21 protein-coding genes and 1 tRNA gene are annotated in these 17,854 nt (G+C 47.8%); 11 read left to right on the forward strand and 11 right to left on the reverse strand.

From position 1 onward, the window contains the following. Nucleotides 1-3: 3 nt before the first annotated feature. Nucleotides 4-303 (forward strand): chaperone modulator CbpM, encoded by a 300-nt coding sequence (locus J2Y43_RS18630; RefSeq protein ID WP_309985450.1) that lies wholly within the window; start codon nucleotides 4-6, stop codon nucleotides 301-303. Nucleotides 304-390: 87 nt separating this feature from the next. Then, on the forward strand, nucleotides 391-1,626 hold the full coding sequence (locus tag J2Y43_RS18635) for a DEAD/DEAH box helicase (RefSeq protein ID WP_309985453.1): 1,236 nt from the start codon (nucleotides 391-393) through the stop codon (nucleotides 1,624-1,626). Nucleotides 1,627-1,687: 61 nt separating this feature from the next. On the opposite strand, the gene J2Y43_RS18640 is transcribed toward J2Y43_RS18635, so the two are convergent. Further along, nucleotides 1,688-2,152 (reverse strand): CHRD domain-containing protein, encoded by a 465-nt coding sequence (locus tag J2Y43_RS18640; RefSeq protein WP_309985455.1) that lies wholly within the window; start codon nucleotides 2,150-2,152, stop codon nucleotides 1,688-1,690. A 78-nt stretch (nucleotides 2,153-2,230) separates the two neighbouring features. Then, nucleotides 2,231-2,965 carry an SH3 domain-containing protein gene (locus J2Y43_RS18645; protein WP_309985457.1) on the reverse strand — a complete coding sequence of 245 codons (735 nt, stop codon included), beginning with the start codon at nucleotides 2,963-2,965 and terminating at the stop codon, nucleotides 2,231-2,233. A gap of 100 nt (nucleotides 2,966-3,065) precedes the next feature. On the opposite strand from J2Y43_RS18645, the gene J2Y43_RS18650 reads away from it, so the two are divergent. The 7 genes from J2Y43_RS18650 (at nucleotide 3,066) to J2Y43_RS18680 (ending at nucleotide 8,994) form a co-directional block, all read left to right on the forward strand. Further along, a tRNA-Lys gene (locus J2Y43_RS18650) sits at nucleotides 3,066-3,138 on the forward strand. A 250-nt stretch (nucleotides 3,139-3,388) separates the two neighbouring features. Next, nucleotides 3,389-3,820 (forward strand): Arm DNA-binding domain-containing protein, encoded by a 432-nt coding sequence (locus J2Y43_RS18655; RefSeq protein ID WP_309985460.1) that lies wholly within the window; start codon nucleotides 3,389-3,391, stop codon nucleotides 3,818-3,820. A 115-nt stretch (nucleotides 3,821-3,935) separates the two neighbouring features. Further along, entirely contained in the window at nucleotides 3,936-4,871 is a 936-nt protein-coding gene (locus J2Y43_RS18660) for an NAD-dependent epimerase/dehydratase family protein (protein WP_309985462.1), read from the forward strand. After that, nucleotides 4,868-5,287, forward strand: a complete 420-nt coding sequence (locus J2Y43_RS18665; RefSeq protein WP_309985464.1) for a type 1 glutamine amidotransferase domain-containing protein — start codon at nucleotides 4,868-4,870, stop codon at nucleotides 5,285-5,287. Before J2Y43_RS18660 ends, J2Y43_RS18665 begins: the two co-directional genes overlap by 4 nt. Before the next feature lie 464 nt (nucleotides 5,288-5,751). Further along, a complete protein-coding gene (locus J2Y43_RS18670) occupies nucleotides 5,752-6,801 on the forward strand; it encodes a histidine kinase (protein ID WP_309985466.1) in 1,050 nt (349 codons plus the stop codon). A 13-nt stretch (nucleotides 6,802-6,814) separates the two neighbouring features. Further along, nucleotides 6,815-8,296 (forward strand): redoxin family protein, encoded by a 1,482-nt coding sequence (locus tag J2Y43_RS18675; RefSeq protein ID WP_309985468.1) that lies wholly within the window; start codon nucleotides 6,815-6,817, stop codon nucleotides 8,294-8,296. Beyond that, entirely contained in the window at nucleotides 8,293-8,994 is a 702-nt protein-coding gene (locus J2Y43_RS18680) for a LytTR family DNA-binding domain-containing protein (RefSeq protein WP_309985470.1), read from the forward strand. The genes J2Y43_RS18675 and J2Y43_RS18680 overlap by 4 nt, the downstream gene beginning before the upstream one ends. A gap of 148 nt (nucleotides 8,995-9,142) precedes the next feature. Here J2Y43_RS18680 and J2Y43_RS18685 read toward each other — a convergent pair whose 3' ends face one another. The 6 genes from J2Y43_RS18685 to J2Y43_RS18710 form a co-directional block, all read right to left on the reverse strand. After that, nucleotides 9,143-9,454: a hypothetical protein gene (locus J2Y43_RS18685; RefSeq protein WP_309985473.1), complete on the reverse strand. Its 312-nt coding sequence runs from the start codon at nucleotides 9,452-9,454 to the stop codon at nucleotides 9,143-9,145. A 93-nt stretch (nucleotides 9,455-9,547) separates the two neighbouring features. Continuing rightward, entirely contained in the window at nucleotides 9,548-10,576 is a 1,029-nt protein-coding gene (locus tag J2Y43_RS18690) for a serine hydrolase domain-containing protein (RefSeq protein WP_309985475.1), read from the reverse strand. A gap of 142 nt (nucleotides 10,577-10,718) precedes the next feature. Further along, nucleotides 10,719-11,120, reverse strand: a complete 402-nt coding sequence (locus J2Y43_RS18695; protein WP_309985477.1) for an antibiotic biosynthesis monooxygenase — start codon at nucleotides 11,118-11,120, stop codon at nucleotides 10,719-10,721. 16 nt (nucleotides 11,121-11,136) lie between these two features. Continuing rightward, nucleotides 11,137-11,532: a cupin domain-containing protein gene (locus J2Y43_RS18700; protein WP_309985479.1), complete on the reverse strand. Its 396-nt coding sequence runs from the start codon at nucleotides 11,530-11,532 to the stop codon at nucleotides 11,137-11,139. Nucleotides 11,533-11,700: 168 nt separating this feature from the next. Further along, complete coding sequence (locus J2Y43_RS18705) at nucleotides 11,701-12,234, reverse strand: hypothetical protein (RefSeq protein ID WP_309985481.1); 534 nt, start codon at nucleotides 12,232-12,234, stop codon at nucleotides 11,701-11,703. Between the two features lie 110 nt (nucleotides 12,235-12,344). Then, nucleotides 12,345-12,827 (reverse strand): CinA family protein, encoded by a 483-nt coding sequence (locus J2Y43_RS18710; protein ID WP_309985483.1) that lies wholly within the window; start codon nucleotides 12,825-12,827, stop codon nucleotides 12,345-12,347. A 106-nt stretch (nucleotides 12,828-12,933) separates the two neighbouring features. Here J2Y43_RS18710 and J2Y43_RS18715 point away from each other — a divergent pair, with 106 nt between their 5' ends. Then, nucleotides 12,934-13,704, forward strand: coding sequence for an SDR family oxidoreductase (locus J2Y43_RS18715; protein ID WP_309985485.1), 771 nt, complete (start codon nucleotides 12,934-12,936; stop codon nucleotides 13,702-13,704). Nucleotides 13,705-13,712: 8 nt separating this feature from the next. Here J2Y43_RS18715 and J2Y43_RS18720 read toward each other — a convergent pair whose 3' ends face one another. The 3 genes from J2Y43_RS18720 to J2Y43_RS18730 form a co-directional block, all read right to left on the reverse strand. After that, nucleotides 13,713-15,812 (reverse strand): HRDC domain-containing protein, encoded by a 2,100-nt coding sequence (locus J2Y43_RS18720; RefSeq protein WP_309985487.1) that lies wholly within the window; start codon nucleotides 15,810-15,812, stop codon nucleotides 13,713-13,715. Between the two features lie 88 nt (nucleotides 15,813-15,900). Then, nucleotides 15,901-16,470 carry a dihydrofolate reductase family protein gene (locus tag J2Y43_RS18725; RefSeq protein ID WP_309985489.1) on the reverse strand — a complete coding sequence of 190 codons (570 nt, stop codon included), beginning with the start codon at nucleotides 16,468-16,470 and terminating at the stop codon, nucleotides 15,901-15,903. 113 nt (nucleotides 16,471-16,583) lie between these two features. After that, nucleotides 16,584-17,048, reverse strand: a complete 465-nt coding sequence (locus tag J2Y43_RS18730) for a hypothetical protein (RefSeq protein WP_309985491.1) — start codon at nucleotides 17,046-17,048, stop codon at nucleotides 16,584-16,586. 439 nt (nucleotides 17,049-17,487) lie between these two features. On the opposite strand from J2Y43_RS18730, the gene J2Y43_RS18735 reads away from it, so the two are divergent. Further along, on the forward strand, nucleotides 17,488-17,853 hold the full coding sequence (locus tag J2Y43_RS18735) for a hypothetical protein (RefSeq protein ID WP_309985492.1): 366 nt from the start codon (nucleotides 17,488-17,490) through the stop codon (nucleotides 17,851-17,853). The last annotated feature ends 1 nt before the right edge of the window (nucleotide 17,854 follow it).

Here is a 17,854-nt window from a genome sequence, read left to right on the forward strand (position 1 = left end):
GATATGGAAAATGATCAGTTAATTGCCATTGAGGTATTTTGCGCGAGCTACGATGTGGAATACGCATTTGTAGAGTCATTGCAGGAACACGATCTGATCGAAACGGTGATCGTCGGCGATGCGCGCTTTTTACAGGTCCCGCAGCTGAACCGTATCGAGCGGATTATCCGTCTTCATCACGAGCTTGACATCAATCTGGAAGGGATCGAAGCCATTCAGGGTCTGCTGAGCCGTATTGAGCATTTGGACAGGGAGATCGCCACGCTCCGAAACCGGTTGCAGTTTTACGAGCCGGGCCTTTAATACCTTATGCAATGCCGGATAACCGGTTATCTTTGCACTCCATTAAAACGAAGGGCAGGCCGGGGTCGGTCTGCCCATTATTTGCCTATGAAATTTGAAGATTACCCCATTGCCGCGGAAATCAAGCGGAGTCTGGAAGCAGCCGGGTTCAAAAAACCGACCGATATTCAGTTTAAAGCCATTCCGGCGGTGATGAAAGGGGAAGACGTGCTGGCTATTGCGCAGACGGGCACCGGCAAAACGGCCGCTTTTGCGATCCCGGTGGTGGACAAGCTGCATAAACAGAAGACATCGAGCCGGTCGGAGGGGATCAAATGTGTCGTTATGGTGCCTACGCGAGAATTGGCGATTCAGATTGCCGACGTTTTTGTGAGCATTTCGCGCCACACCAAAGTGAAAACTTTCAGCGTGTTCGGCGGGGTGGAGCAGGGGCCTCAGATCGCAAAACTCGAAAAAGGTATTGATATTCTCGTTTCGACGCCCGGCCGGATGTTCGACCTCGTGAGCCAGGGCCACATCAAGCTCGACCGCGTGGACACGCTTATTCTCGACGAAGCCGACCATATGCTCGACCTCGGGTTTATTAAGGATATCCAGGACCTGATCCGGCATTTGCCTAAGCGACGACAGACGCTTTTTTTCTCGGCGACGATAGATGAAAAGATCAAGAAACTAGCGTATTCGCTGGTCAGGAATGCAATCCGTATTCAGATTTCCCCTAAAAACCCTGTTGCGAAGAACATCGACCATTCCGTTGCATTTGTGGCGATGGACGACAAGCGTTTTTTTCTCGAACGGGTCATTCGCCAGAATGCCGAAAAGAAAATTCTCGTGTTCGTACGCACGAAGGTGCGCGCCGAGCGTGTGTACAACGCGCTCGAACGCATGGAAATCAAAAGCCTGACCATTCACGGGGATAAGGAGCAGGCCGATCGGCTCACGGCCATGAACGAGTTTAAGAAAGGTAATGTAAAAGTGCTGATCGCGACCGACGTGAGTGCGCGCGGGATCGATATCCCGAATGTGGATTATGTGATCAACTACGATTTACCCGAGCAGCCCGAAAACTACGTTCACCGTGTAGGCCGTACCGGTCGGGGAATGCAGAAAGGTATCGCCGTATCGTTTTGCAGTGAAGAAGAAAAGCCGGTACTCGATCAGATACAGCAATACCTTGATAAGCCCATTGCCGTAGTGAAGCTGACCGCCGAAGATTACGCGGAGACGCTCGAATTCACCACCGACGCGCCCGACGATCTCGGTGCGCTGATGCGGGAAGTGGAGGAGTTCGAATCGAGGAAAAAGAAGAAAGGCAAGAAGTAAGGCATTAAAAAAGGCTTTCGGGATCGTTCCTGAAAGCCTTTTTATATGGTAATAACGTTGATTATTTCTCGAATTTGTCGACCAGGATCTGTCCGCGGATTTCACCGTAGTAGTACAGTTCGGTTGGGATATTTACATACATCATACCAGTGATAAGCTGTGTTTGCTGCTCCAAATTGAGCTTCACTGAGCCTTGCACCTGGTTGGTGGTTGGTTTGTCAGCAAGCGGGAAAACAATGCCACCGACTTGCCATGCAGGATTAGCAGCGTGAATGTTCACTGACGTCGGAGTAATGTTCTGGTAAGTGATGTTGTATTTCAGCTCCATGGTAGCTTTGTTGTATTCAAAAACACCAGTTCCCTGCGCGGAAGATGTAGCTTTTGGCATCGTGGCGCTACTATTGATGACGGCGGACAACTTCACAATGTCATCTTTATGAGGTCCTTCTTCTTTACAAGAGGTAACAAAACCTAACATCAAAACTCCTGCGATCAATAGTAAAAAACGTTTCATTGGCTTTTTCATACAGCGTTAATTAAAAAATTTGACTCCTAAATATACATACAAACTCATATGTTGCAAAAATGATACCAACCGGGTTTGTCAAATGTTCCACAGGTCGCTTTTACGAATATACACGATCCGGTTGTTCCAAATGACCCTGTCCCAATGGTCCACAGACCCTATAATTGTCAGTTTATGGCCCTTGCCGACCCTATCCACGACACCCGCAGCCGATGAAGGCTCGTCGCGCAGGAAGGTATTTTCATTCACAATGATGCACGTTTGATAAAGAGAAGGCACATTTAGTATTCCCAGTAATGCGAGCAGATAAACGATAATAGAAACTTTGTGAATCTGCAAAATAGGCTCCTTCCTACGTGTCTTTGTTACCATTATGACAACTATATAGGTGCCCAAAGTTAGGAGCAATATCGGAATGTAGTCACCATATTTTCGATAAAATATTATGAAATAGTTGTAATCGTCGAATTCATAGCCACTTAGATTTTGTTCTTTGGCGAGCTTGTCCATTTTCTCAAAAAGGTGCCTTGAAGGCTGCACGAGGGCCAATTTGCTCAGAAAAAAAAGGCAGTCGGTGTAATTGTTGGTCTTTTCCGCGAGAAAAGCGAGCTTCAAAAGGAGTACCTGGCTATTTTTTTCAGTCAAGCTGAAATTTTTTTTGTAGAGGGTTTGGGCCTCCGGATACCTGGCGATAGCAAACAGAGAATCAGCCGTTTTGAGCTCTTTCTGGTTGGCACAAAAAGCGGCATCCGGCGTGAAAAAAGCCAGGAATAAAAACGAAAAAAACAGTTTTTTCTTGTTGTGTACTTGCATTATACTTTAAAGAATTCTACTTTTGCATCGCAATTAAGGAAAACGCCACGGCTAATCCAAGAACGCAAAGCTTCGAAAGCCATCACGCAAGTAGAAAAACGATTCCGTAGCTCAGCTGGTAGAGCAATACACTTTTAATGTATGGGTCCTGGGTTCGAATCCCAGCGGGATCACTTGAAGCGCCTCAAAGGGCGCTTTTTTGTTTTAAATTGTCCTGAAAATCAGCTGGTTTCAAAATTTTCGAGTCATTCCTGATCAAAGTAACCTATCTGATTCGGTTACCGTTTCGGTTACCTATCTGATTTTCTAAATTAGGTGACCGAATTTCCGAAAATAGCTTGGGTGATGTGGTTTTGAGGAAATCGATGCGTCGCCTGTGGGAAGTCCCCGCAGGGAACATTAGATCACTTAAAAATGTGAAGGATGAAAAGCAATCAGAAACTTTCGATCCTCTTCTGGCTATTCAAAGCCAAAGCAACCAAAGACGGCAAAGCGCCGATTTACGTCCGAATTACCATCGACGGTCTTGATGACGAAATCTCCCTTGGCAAAAAGGTACACCCTGATGACTGGTGCAACCAAACAAAAAAGGTCACTGCCTCAGGCATGGAGGCCAAACTGATCAACATTGCCACCGATCAGGCGTGCAACTCGCTCACTTCCCAGTTCATGGTGCTGCAATCGCAGTTTGAATGCATCATGCCTACGATGCTTAGAAATGTCTTCAAAGGCAAACCAGTGGAAGACAAAGACGATACCTGCAAACAAGGGGTGAAGAAGCAACAAACCCTGCTTCAGGCCTGCCTAACGCGGACCTCTGCAAAGCGCCTGAGATTATGTTTCAAATTCCGTTGATTCGGATAACACTCACGCTAAGCAGACCGCGAACTTTGTGTTGATAGATCAATAACAAACTTATGACTACGCTTAAGAGTAGCTGTAAGTCATGCCAGACATAAAGAATCCACCCATGCAAACCATACTAGGAGCAAACGGACAGATTGCCGAGGAATTAGCCAGAGACCTAAAACGAAAGTATACCTCTGATATCAGGCTGGTTAGTAGAAATCCCAAAAAGGTCAATGATTCCGATACGCTTGTGTCGGCCAACTTACTGGATGAAGCTCAAACAGAGCAGGCTGTAAAGGGAAGCACCATCGTTTATCTCACCGTTGGCTTACCTATGGATACCAGCTTGTGGGTGGAACAATTTCCGAGGATGATGCAGAATGTGATTAGGGCTTGTCAAAAACATCGGGCTAAATTGGTCTTTTTTGATAATACTTACATGTATCCCCAAAATGATCAGCCATTGACGGAGCTCAGTCCATTTGCACCGTTTGGCAAGAAGGGAGAGGTTCGAAAACAAATCGCCGAAATGTTGCTAGCGGCAATGGAAGCCAGCCAGATAGAAGCCGTTATTTGTCGGGCCCCCGAATTTTATGGACCTGACAAAACGCAAAGCTTGACCAATACTTTCATTTTCGAACGCATTCAGCAAAATAAAGCGCTTCGGGTCCCTTTGAAAGACGATACATTACGAACGCTAATCTGGACGCCCGATGCCAGCCGTGCTATGGCATTGATTGGCAATACCCCCAATGCTTACCAGCAAACCTGGCATTTGCCGTGTGATGACAACCGGTTGACCTACAAGCAACTCATCCAACTGGCTTCTGATATTTATCAAAAAGAGTTCAGCTATACGGTCATTAGGAGGTGGGTGTTTATTATAGGCGGCTTATTTAACAAACAACTGAAAGAAGTTCAGGAATTGTTGCCTCGTTACCAACATGACAACTTGTTTAGTTCTCAAAAATTTAAAGCGCGGTTTCCTGATTTTACTGTAACTTCTCATCGAGATGGAATAACCTACATCATGAATCATACCCACAATAAACAATGAAAATTTTACTGATTGTGACCAATGTAAGCATGTATGCTAGTGGTGTTCTGCCTACCGGCTTATGGTTAAGTGAACTCACGCACATTTATCATGCTGCCAAGGAAAAAAATTGGGATATAACAATCGCCAGTCCGAAAGGGGGACGCGTTCCACTTGATCCGGAAAGTTTGAAACCATTGGTGCTGGATAAGCTCTCAAAAAGCTATCTGGAGAACCCTGCGTTTATGAAGCAGCTGGATAATACCAAAGGCCTGAAAGAAGTACAAGGACAAACCTTCGACTGCGTTTACCTGGCCGGCGGTCATGCCACAATGTATGATTTTCCTGATGATACGACCTTGCAGGCCATCATTAAAGACCAGTATGAAAACCAGAAAATGGTAGCGGCTATCTGCCACGGAGTGGGGGCCTATTGAACGTCAAACTGTCGTATGGGGAGTATTTAATCACCGGCAAAAAGATGATCGGGTTTGATTGGTTCGAGGAATCCTTAGCCAATCGTAAACGGGGCAAGGAATCGTGTTAGTTGTCCACCCCGATTTCTTTCACGGCTATTCCTTAGCTAGTAAAATAAAGGAATATGGCTATTTTTCGTATTCAAGTCATGAAGCCACAATCGTTTCACCGTTTATTCAGAAATAAGACATCGAAATCGCCACTCGAATTCAGGCAGTCCTTTAATTGACCAGTCAAGTATAACTACGGTGATAACAGAAGGGGTCGTTCCTAGCGGGGAACTAATGGTTGTTGACCACTCACATGCTTAGATTCAAATTTGCTATGAAATGGGTGTTTCAACCCAAATTCTTCGTCATTCAGCACTTTTTGTTGCGGGGTAAAACGGATTATGCTTGCTTTGGATACAATCTTTTGTCAATTCATGCAATCTCCACGTCTCGCAATCTGGCAACAATGGCTTCTGCACGCGCTTCTGATCTGGGCGGGAATCGAGGCCAGCGATGTACTTGTTTACTGGTATGAAGTTAACACCGGCGGTGTGTATGCTACCAATATGGATGGCTCAGCAGTTACACAGTGGCAGCGATTTGTCAATCACAACTATTATCAGGCTGTTTGGGTGGTGATTTTAGCGGGCACATTCATCGCCGAATACAATTACCACTATGTATTTAAGAAAAAGCCATTTATCTATTTCGTTCTGGGCACTTGCCTCTTTTCTGCGGGTTTTGTCGTCCTGTTGGCAGCCCGCAACCAGTGGAAATCCGGAGGGCAGATTAATTTTGTGTGGGGGCCTTCGTCAGCTTTTGCGGCTTACTGTTTTTGCTACGCGTTGTTCAGGGATTTTATGCATCAACGTATAAACAAAGCCGATCGGCAAATGCAGCAAGCGCAGGCAGAACTAACGACCTTAAGGGCTCAAATTAATCCACATTTTTTCTTTAACACTTTAAATACGCTATACGGAACCGCGCTTGCTGAAAACGCGGACAAAACGGCCCAATGCATCGAGCAGCTCTCTAATATTATGCGCTATACCGTCAAAGGAGCGCAGAAGGATTTCACCCCTGTTGCGCAGGAAATAAGCTTTTTGGAAGATTACCTTCATTTGCAGCAATTGCGGTTACCTGAGCGCGATACAATCCGGGTGCAAACGGATCTTGTCTATGACGGCCTTCCTGCTCACATTGCCCCGTTTCTGTTGGTGCCGTTTGTCGAAAATGCTTTCAGATACGGAATCAGAATCGATCAGGACAGTTTTATAAAATTGGCATTGACGGTTCGTGACAGTACGCTCGACCTATCCATTCAAAACAGCTTATTTCCCCTCAGATCTGGTCAGGAAGGTTTGGGCACCGGTATTCAAAATACGCAGAAACGCCTTCAACTTATTTATTCCGGCAGGCACTCGCTGACTTTCGGTGAAGTAGCCGGGCAGTACAATGTCCGGCTGCGCATTCGTCTGCATTAACCGTAACATCCATATGAGACTATTCTTCTTAGGCGCCGCACTGGCAGCGTTTACTACTGCCCATGCCCAAATGACAGTATCCGGAAAAATTTCATCCACTCAACCAGCGAAAGCATTAGTCTTCAATGTGCCATTCGATTGCTGGCAGAATGCAGCCAATTCGGTCGAGGTGGTGCCGGACCGCAAGGGAAAGTTCTCGATTCGCCTCCCGGTAGAAAAGCCGCAGATCATTTTTTTGATATATGCCGGAAAGCGCCTGCAACTGTATGCCGAACCGGGTAAAACACTTGTGATGGAAACAGATGATTCGCTAAAAACCTTGAAGTTCGGTGGGAGTGTAGGAAAGGAAAACCAGTTTCGACGACAATTAGGTTTAACGACCTATAACCTTGGCGAGCAGACTTGGAACGATACCCTTAGCGCGCCTGAACAAATTCTCACTGACCTGGGCCAAGCACGGCAATCTGCGCTGTTACTATTGAAGACTAGTAGGCTGTCGGCATCATTTGTCCGCATGACAAAGGCCGATATCCAATATTACGCGGTAAGTAAACTGTGGGACTTGGTTTGGAAAAATGGCGTATGGACTTCGGATAACAAATCCAAATATGGGCAAAATGAATGGCGGCGGACCCTGAAAGCTGCGCACGAAGCCGTGGCGCTTTCTAATGCTAACGCACTGGACAGTTATCATTATCAAATCATGGTCAGCTATTACCCGCGTTATCTCCAGCACCTCGCTTCGAATAAAGATGAGTTTACCCGGATTGCGGAAGCGGTTTTTAAAAAGTCTTTTGTGGAGATAAATCAGCTGGTGCGCCAAAAAGGAGAACGATACTGGGAATACACTGCTTTGCAATATGGGTTTAAGGGCCGTGTGCTGGAATACGCAATGGCTTCTTTTCTGATCAATGGCATCGATCAGGGAAACCTTGAATATCAGCAGGAAGCATATCAGGACTTTGCAGAGCGCTTTCCCGAAAGTCCATATATGCCCGATGTGCGGAAGAAAATGAAACCCTTTCTGGCAAGTCTGGTCAAAACAGAGGCTGAATTAGCAGATATTCGTTTCGTACCGAATTCACCTGATATTCCCACTCTTGATTCACTTGTAAGCGGCTATAAGGGACGCGTAGTTTTCATCGATATATGGGGAACATGGTGCGGTCCGTGCAGGCAAGAATTTTCCTTCAATCAAGCATTAAAGGATCGTTTCAAAGGCAAGTCTGTCGAGTTTGCATACATCGCTGTCGAGCACAGGCCAAATCCTGAGAAGAGCTGGCGCGAGATGATTGCATTCTATCAATTGGCAGGATCTCATATTCTGGCAGGGAAGGCGCTGGTAGAAGATTTGCGCAAGATATATGTTCAACAAGGCAACCTTACGTTTCCCTCCTATATATTAGTGGACAAGTCGGGCAAAATTGTGACAATCCATGCAAAGCGACCGTCCGACCGGGAGGCTTTGTACAAGCAAATCGAGCAGTTATTGTGAAAAGAGATCCGGCATGTATTCGCTGTATTTTCGTTGACGATGAGCCTATCGGATTAAGTGTTTTGCAGTCCCATGCGGGTAAGGTGCCTGTCCTGAACGTTTTAGGCGCATTTTCCAGCGGAGCGGAGGCATTGGCTTTTATTAAAGATAATCCCGTCGATCTGATATTTCTGGACATCCAGATGCCCGATTTGTCGGGCTTGGAACTGGCCCGGATACTCTCTCCGTCGGTACATATTGTTTTTACCACTGCTCATTCGCAATATGCCGTAGAGGGATTCGATCTTGCCGCGACGGATTATTTGCTGAAACCAATTGGCCTTGGCCGCTTCTTGCAAACCACCGACCGGGTTACTGCACAATTTTCAAAGATTGTAAACGGGTCAAAGCCATGTGATTATATTTTCGTCAAAACCGGTTACGACTGGGCGCGCATTGATCTCGACTCACTGCTTTATATTGAAGCTGACAGGAATTACCTCACTTTCCATGCATCCGACCGGAAGGTGCTGACCCGAATGAAACTTGCAGAGATTTTTGAAAAATTACCTCGCGAAGCGTTCGTGCAGATCCATAAATCTTTTGTCATATCTGTATCCAAAATCGACAAGATTGAAAGACATCAGATCACCCTGGCCGGTCGCGTCCTGCCGTTGTCCGCCACCTTCCGAGATTACTTGCTGGCTAGGCTAGGGTGATTTGACGACATGATCCACGGGCTCTATGGCAAAGACGAGGTAGATTCGGTCATGGCTGGTTGCATTCCATGCTCTGGTTCCGGCTTGCCCAGGGCGCACGAGTCGCGCTTTGATCCCCGAAGTTTCTACGAACTTTGCCCAAAATTAGCTATCGCCAAAGTTGGTCGGCGTCCTGGTGTTCAACCTTGCGTAGCAAACGCATCATCGCCATATCTGGCACATTTCGATTGAAATAAGCCCAGGCGCGCTGGGTCCAGTCTTTTGCGGTTCTTTTACGATCCCCCTTATATTGCTTGTCGACAGTTTGAAGGAAAGCGCTGTCGGCCTGGATCTGCTCAGGACACTTCACCGCGTTTCCAAACATGGGTAACAGGTTGATCTTTTCAGGACAATCCGCCGTCTGGCCAGAAGCAGTCAGGGTGATGAAGAGAATTGACAAAACGGATATTTTTACGGACATAAAGTTGATTGGCATTGGCAAAAGTCAACAAATTGAAATATCGTGGTCCCAAATTTTTTACATTAGATGGTCAACATTCTCCACTCGTGACGGTTATTTCGCACGCTCAATTATTTCGTCACCCAGATCAAGTGATCGGCTCAGAATGTTTCTAATCAAAGACATGCCGGCATCGCCGTTGGTGAATATTACGATCCCTCGCTGCGACTTTGGTAATAGGATGATGATAGTCCGCACACCGGGATCGGCCCCGGAATGCATTATCACAAATTCATCGTTACTCAGACCTTTAAAAAGCTGCCATCCTAATCCGTATGTATGCTCTTTGTCCTGAAATGTGATCATTTCGCTGTATACCTGATCGCTTAATTCTTTTTTATTCAATACGTTGGATCCAAATAGGGTATAGTCGGCAATGGTGGTCATCAGCAAATCTGCGGCAGACGGTTGTGTGTACTTTTTAACCGGAAGCGGTTCTCCATTACGGTCGTGTGCTAACGCAAACCGGCCTTCATCCATACCTTTATCCCAGTAGAATCGGGTATCGATCATTTTGTCGGGTTTGAGAAGATATTTTCCGACGATTTCTTCAAACGGTAATTTGAACTTCTTTACAAGAGCCTGTTTCAAATATTCAAGTCCTTCCCCGGAATAGTGCGTTTGCGTTCCGGGTTCAAAATCAAAAGTCAGCTTGCCGCTTTTATGTAACCATCTCCAATTCACAAATCCCGTTTGATGTGAAATAACATGCCTGGTTGTTAATCGCCGGTGGCGTGCGTCATCAGCTACCTGAGGATCTGTCCAATAATGGAAGAGCGGTTCATCCAGATCCCATAGCCCCTTGCTGACCAGCCGTAAAGTCGTCATTTCGGTAATAGGCTTGGTCAGTGAAGCCACCTGAAAAATGGCATTGGGGGGCGCTGGTACTCCCTTTTTCAGTTCACCTAACACTTTTGTTTGGGAAACCTGGCCATTCTCAATCACTCCGATCGCCAATGCCGGGACCTTGTACTCATGCATAAGCCTTTTCAGTGTAGAGTCTGCCGGAATGTCGATTTTCTGATGTTGTGAAAAAGCCTTTTGTGAGAATAGAAATACAAGAATAAAAGCAATCTTTTTCATGGCTGGCCGGAATAAAAGGTTAAGTTGAGCGCTTAGCGGTGCTGCTCCTGGAACTCTTTCGGGAAGCTGTTAGTGAGTTTTTTGAATACCCGGTAATAGCTTACTTCGGAATTAAAGCAGCTGGCCGGGAACTCTATTTGAGCTAGTCTCTTTTTTTATCCAGAATTTCCGGTTTTGCGCCAAATGCAATCGGATCGACATCAATAAGTTGCAGTGACTTTACCATTTTGAGCGTCCCTGTCTTGTATTTTTGAAAATGAGCTGTTTTTAAATGGGCCTCATAAGCCTGTTTGCTGGCATAAACTTCAAAAACGGTTACGTGAGTGGGGTGCACTTTGTCGTGCATGGCGTATAAAGCGAGCACACCGGGCTCAGAAGCAACAGCAGCCCGGGTATGTTCGCGGATTGCTGCCTTATAAGGTTCGAGATATGCACTATCAATCTCGATTTTGGCGATCCGTACCATCCAGTCCTTGTTTTGAGCTAACGCAGGTTGCAGCGCTGCACCGAATACGGCCAACGCTATTGTTGTGATGAGTTTCATGCGGATACTTGCCGGGTTAGATGCCATACTGTTCCTCTGTAACTTTCTCCATCCATTCAACCACCTTACCATTCAAATTCTCCTGAATGGCGATGTGGCTCATGCCTGTTGTTGCAGTTGCTCCGTGCCAGTGCTTTTCATTGGCTTCAAACCAAATTACGTCGCCCGGGAAAATTTGCTCTACCGGTCCGCCCTCGCGCTGAACCCAGCCGCTGCCTGCCGTGACGATCAGCGTTTGGCCCAGCGGGTGGGTGTGCCAGGCCGTTCTTGCACCGGGCTCAAAAGTAACCAGGGCTGATGCGGCACGCCGCGCGTCGTTGGGTTCAAAAAGCGGATCGATCCTGACTGCGCCTGTGAACCAGTCTTCCGGGCCCTTGCCGGATGGTCTGCTGCCTATTCTTGTAATCTCCATAATTTCTTTTTCGGTTGTTGAATATATTACCAATGTACGAAGCAGTAAATTGCTCATTTCATCCTATCGAGCCGTTTATGAACTATTGCACCCGGTTCTTGAATTTATCCTGATCGGTAACAAAGTAGATTTCATCTCCTTCCAATGCCGACATTGATTCAGCAGTCCTTAGGGGATCGGTTCCCAGTCGCCTTTCTCAAAAAATACGTTGCCGAATTCCGATGAATGGAAGACCAGGTAAAAACTCCATATTCCGCGATATGTGGTCGGATTTTCCATCACAATATGATGGGTAGGCATTTGCATGGTAATGTTCAGTCGTTTGGAGCGATACGTACTGGGCATTTCGACTACGCCACGATATGTCTTTGTGATTTTCGCTCCATCGGTGATGTGGAAGTAAATAGAATCGTTGCTTTTTAGTTCAAATCGGAAGCTATTGTATTGCCAATCAGTTTGCTTCCCGGGGAAATAGTCGCGTTTGATGACATAATTGCCGTAATAGTCATCTTTGGTTAATATCACCTTTGAAGTAAGTGCCCGGGCAAGGGTGGAAAGTAGCACCAGGCCCAACAAGCCGGCCCAGGCTATCGCAACTGACTTAATAAAAGGTTTTTTGTTTGTTGACAACCAGATGATTAAGCATACGACAGTCAATGGCAGAAAAACAAACACAACAAGCAGATTAAAGCCAAATCCCATTACGAGTGAAATGTTTCCGATTCGGCAATATCTGACATTTAGCTTGAATTTCAGCAAACGTTGCTTTGCGTGCGGCCTGAATGCATTACGATCTGAACCACCTCCAATCTTTACATCGTCTCTAACTCACCCATAATCGTCTTCGCGGCTAAATCAGCGGCCGATAACACGATTTGCTCCGGGGATCCTTCGAATACTTTTCGTATGGCGACCGACCGATCTTTGATGAGAATATGGATGAAGATGGTTCCCACGGGCTTTTGGGGTGTTTCGCTTCCGCCCGGGGTGGTAAGGCCCGTTACGGCCACCTGGATATCGGAGCTGATCAGGTCGCGCAGGCGGAAAGCCAGTTCTCTGGTCACCTCCTCGGACTCAGGGGTAAACTGCTGAATCAGGCCGGGATCTACCCCTAAAACGCATTCTTTTACCTGGGCGTCGTAGCAAACAAGCCCGCCTTTCAGCATGCCGCCCGAGTCGGGGCACAACGAAAACTCGGAGGCGAGACGTCCGGCAGTAGCACTTTCGGCGAAAGCAATGGTTAGCCCACGTTTTTTTAAGGTTTTACTGCAATCCAGTATCAGCTTTGAGGGCATAATCGGGGATGGTTAAGTTGGTTCAAATGTCTGGCGTGGTTTTAGTGCGGGCAATCCGCGAGTTGTCAAACCATAAAAAATGTGCCATCATCCGTAAAAGAACAACATGAGTAAAAAGCTTTCTGAAAACCTCAGTTTAAAAGGGAAAACCGCGCTGATTACAGGTTCCAGTCAGGGAATAGGCGAGGGGATAGCGCTTGCTTTCGCGGAGTACGGTGCGGATGTAATTCTGCATTACCGCGAAGATCGGGATCAGGTAGAGGACGTGCTGGCAGAGATTGGGCGCTTCGGCGTAAAAAGTTCGGTAGTCCGCGCTGATTTTTCCAAAACTGGCAGTGTCGCATCGGTCGAAAGGCAGCTGGGCAAAAATGTAAAACCCGATATCCTGGTTATCAACGCGTCCTTGCAAATCGCAAAGCCATGGGAGCAGATCACGCAGCGCGATTTTGATATTCAGATGAATGTAAATGTGAAGTCTACGATGCTCCTGATACAACGGTTCTCACCTTCGATGATCGAAAGGGGCTGGGGCCGCATCATTACGATCGGCAGCGTTCAGCAAATCAAACCGCATCCTGCTATGCTGGTGTATGCGGCCAGCAAAGCCGCTGTGCTCAATATGGTTCAGAACCTGGCCTTGCAACTGGCCGACAAAGGGGTGACGGTCAACAATCTCGCGCCCGGTGTGATAGACACGCCCCGCATCAAGGAGCCGGTGCCCGAGGTGGAAGAACGCATCACGAAAAGGCAGGAGACGCCGCTGGGAACGGTAGGCGAACCCATCGACTGTGCCGCGATGGCCGTGCTTTTGGCCTCGGACGCCGGGAAGTTTATCACCGGCCAGAATATTTTCGTAGACGGCGGAATGAGCCTGTGAACCAGCCGCTAGAAGAGCTGGGTAGCCCCACTATTGGCCAGAATAATCCGAATAATATCCTGTCCGAAATCGGAGGCTTTGGCTTGTCCGAAGTTTTTGATTTGCGATAACTGGGATAATGTGTGGGGCATTTTGTCGGCTACCTGTATCAGCACGGTATCCGACACGATGGAATATGGTTGTGTATTTCGCTCAGCGGCAATATCGGCCCGCCATTCAACGAGTTTATCGAAAAGTGCTACATTGGCCGGCTGCTTCCTGCGGCTTGTTTCTGATTTCGTTTCCCCTTTGTCGGATTGATAATGGCCTAGCGCTTTTTCGGCTGTTATAACAAGTTCATCCAGGCTTTTGGCTTCCGATAACTTTAAAAAAACGGCCGTTTTCAGTGCAAGGCAATATCTCAGCCGCGCTGCGGGTAAATGGAAGTCAGGATGCGGAGCACGCTGATCCCATTGAGAGAGCAGATGGCCCACTTCGGCCACGGCTTCCGTGAGTTTGGAGAAGAAATAGGTGGTAGCCTTGGTCAATCTTTCGGGCAGGGTGCCGGCATGTTGCTCGTCCGAGGAACCCAGGAGCGTCAGCAGTTCTTGCCTGCGAAAATTGATGGCAACCTTGATCAGGTCGGCATTGATGAGCCTGGAAATTGCATTGCTCCTGTGTTCGGCAGTCCCATAGGCGGGATCATTTTCCCTGATAAATCCTAATACCTGCTCCCAACATTCTGCCAGAATTGTGAAGTCGAACAGGTCCAGCACCGCTTCGCGCAGGCTGTCGCGCCGCAAGGCATCCAGGCCGGAATTGTCGCAGGCATTAATCGAGGCATTTTGCATGAAGGCTTTCACGGCAGGCGCCACCATCACGCTCGCCGCGTTGACGGGTTGGAGCAGTACCAGGCCTTCCAGCGAGCGGCACCGGCTCAGGGCTACATACACCTGCCCGGGCGCAAATGCAGTGCGTACGTCGACAACCAGTCTATCAAAAGTCAGGCCCTGACTTTTATGGATAGTTACCGCCCATGACAACCTCAAAGGCAACTGTGTGAATGTACCCGCCGTCGATTCACTGATTTTCCCTTCGGTTTCAGACAATGCATATTTCACATTTTGCCAGATTTCAGGAATCACGATAAAGTCGGAGCCGTCATCAAAGAAGGTCACGTGCACACGCCCGTTCTCGATCCGCGCGACCCGCGCCGCACGCCCGTTGTAATATTGTTTCTTTCCCGAACTGTCATTTTTGATAAACATCACATAGGCCCCTTCTTTGAGTACAAGCTCCTTTTCGGCCGGATATGCTTCGGAGGGAAAGTCCGCGGAGATCGTCGCGCTGAAAACGTGTTCCGGAGTTTGCAATGCGTCGAGGCGCTGCTGGTTGATCTCCCTGACTTTGTTGTTGTGGGTCGAAAGGGTTACGTAATCGGACAGATCAAAATCCGGTTGGGTAATATACCGTCCGTTCAGCGCGGTGAGCGTATTTTCGGTAACCTTGCCATCTCTGACGCTATTGAGGATTTCGATAAAGATGGGGTCGCTCTGGCGGTAAACGCGTGATAGTTCAAACGTGAGAAAGCCCGAAGTACTCCAAACCAGGCTATCGAAGAAATAGGGACTTTTATAAAAAGAACTTAACATCTCCCAGTCGTTGTTCGCGACGGGCGGTAGCTGGTAGGGATCGCCGATCATCAGCAGCTGTACCCCGCCGAACGGCCGTGCCGATGCCCTCACAAGCCGGAGCAGCGCGTCGAGGTAGTCGAGCGTGTCTGCACGTACCATACTGATCTCATCGATAATCAGCAGCTGCATCCGCCGGAGCATTTTTTCTTTCTCCGGGTTTACCGACCTGATAGCCGGCTGGGGATTGCGCTTTCCGCGAATACCCGGCATTAAAGGACCCAATGGAACCTGGAAAAAAGAATGTATCGTGACCCCGCCTGCATTGATGGCTGCTACGGCCGTCGGGGCGACGACGACCATTTCTTTGGCCAGGTTGAGGCGGATATGTTGCAGAAAGGTAGTTTTACCTGTGCCCGCTCTCCCGGTCAGGAAAATGGGTTTGTCGGTCTGCGTGAGGTAATTCAGGATAATTTGATGATGAAGATCGAGTTGCATGCTGGTTTTTTACCGCAAATTAAACCGGAATCCAAAATGCATTTGAATCGGCATCCGATTTTTATTAGCTGTCCTTACCGCAAGCAGCCTATCCATAGCTTTGCACCACAATTCCGCCTGGAAATGACTTTACGTCGATCAGTTTCAGGTAAAGCGGCATACCGAGGCCAGTAAAGATCGGGAATCCCGAGCCCAATGCGACCGGGTGCACGGCCAGGTGATATTCGTCAATAAGGCCGGTAGCGATAAGGTTCTGCATAAACTCCGCGCCGCCAATTGCGACGATCGGTTTTCCGGGTTCCGCTTTAAGCTGCATGATCCCTTCGGCAAGATCCCCGTCGAAAACCCGTGCCTGAGACCAGGAATCCGCATTGGACGCCTGCCCGGTGCCGATTCTTTTGAATCCGTTTCTGGTAAAAACGGCTTTGGGGATTTCGTTCATGGGCGCCGCAAACGGCCCGGTCGCGGTGGGCCAGTAGGGAGCCATGGTTTCGAACGACTTCCTGCCCATGATAATTAGCCCGGCTTCCTGGATTTTTCCGACACTCCACGCCAGGGATTCGGCGTCCCCCGTTTTGAAAAGCCAATCTTTACCACCATTGGCATCACTTACAAAACCGTCGATCGAAACCGACATCTTCATGATCAATTTTCGCATAGCTCAATGTTTTTTGAACAAATGTAGCCAGCTCACAAGCAAGCCGCGGTGGGTTAAAACGACAATCCTCAGGGGCGATTGCGACATAACAGGGTCGGGGGCTTTGGGCGGTCTCAAAACGAAGCATAGCCATGCTCCCTCGCTTCCGGATGCATTTTTTCGGCATGCATCAGCAGTTCATCGGTCATTTTGACCATTTGCTTCCGATGCTGATGTATGATGTTGGTGTTGATATTGGAATCTTCGACCAGGTCCAGCAGCACCCTGTATTCGTCGATGATCTGCCGGTGGGCAACCGCAATGCTTTCGAGGGTTGCGTGAATATCCCTTTCGGTAGCAGTGGTGATGCTCCCGGCACTGTCGGGCCGAAACATATCACCCATGCAACATCGCAGGCCGTCGTAGAAGTTGGCCATTTCCTTTTTCAGTAGTGAACAAATCATGTAATCCCGGCTTAACAACGTTCTGAGTTGAAACGGAATCTCCTCGCGCATTGCAGCTGTCAGTACCAGCTGCTGGGTTTTGTAAAGACGCCAGATCTTTACAACCTGTTTCACAATCGCTTTCACGTTTTCCATGATCAGTTGATGTTTACATGAATAAGTAATATCTGTCTGACTCACCACTGAGGGGGGCGGAATAGAATGGTTGATTGAATGTATCTACAATCCACGGGGATTCCAAGATACATTGCCCGATAATTACGCCATTATTAGAATTATGCAATTTGTAACCAAAATCCCTCGTACTCAATGAATTCCGGTAGCTACTCCATGAATCGCCTATTCTGCTCTATGAATGGCTATTTTTATGGTTAAGTGTCTTATTTTCTGCTGTTTAAAGTGCAATTGAACTGATCTGTCGTTGTTCTGTGTCTATCCGTCGAATCCATTTTGGGGGGCGAAACCGGGTGCTTAACATTGTATCGGAAGTCGGGCGTAACGATGCTCCCGACAGGTGATAAACTATCATATTTAAACATAAGCAACCACGAAAACGCTCATCGCATCCCTCTTTTTGACAGCTTCTCTTGCCTTCTCTTCCGCAGGCTACGCACAATCGGAAACAACGGCTTCCAGCCTCGCCGGCGAAGGAACTGAAACCCGGTTTTGGGTCGTAACCACAGCCAATGGAAAAATCGAAGTGAATGTTATTAAGGCAGAAAAAGAAGTGTCCGTAAACGTCGTCGACCAATTCGGACATACATTGGCGTCCAAGGTCATTGACAAAGAAGACGCTGCCACCCGTACCAAATTTGACCTGAGCCAGCTGCCGGACGGCTCTTACAAAGTTGTCCTGATTGACGGAAAACACAAAGCGGTGAAAAACATCGAGTTGAATACCCGCTCGGTGGAGGCTCAGCGTGTTGTTTCCGTGGGATAAC

It is taken from the genome of Dyadobacter sp. BE31 (genome assembly GCF_031457695.1).
In the GTDB taxonomy this organism is placed as follows: Bacteria; Bacteroidota; Bacteroidia; order Cytophagales; family Spirosomataceae; genus Dyadobacter.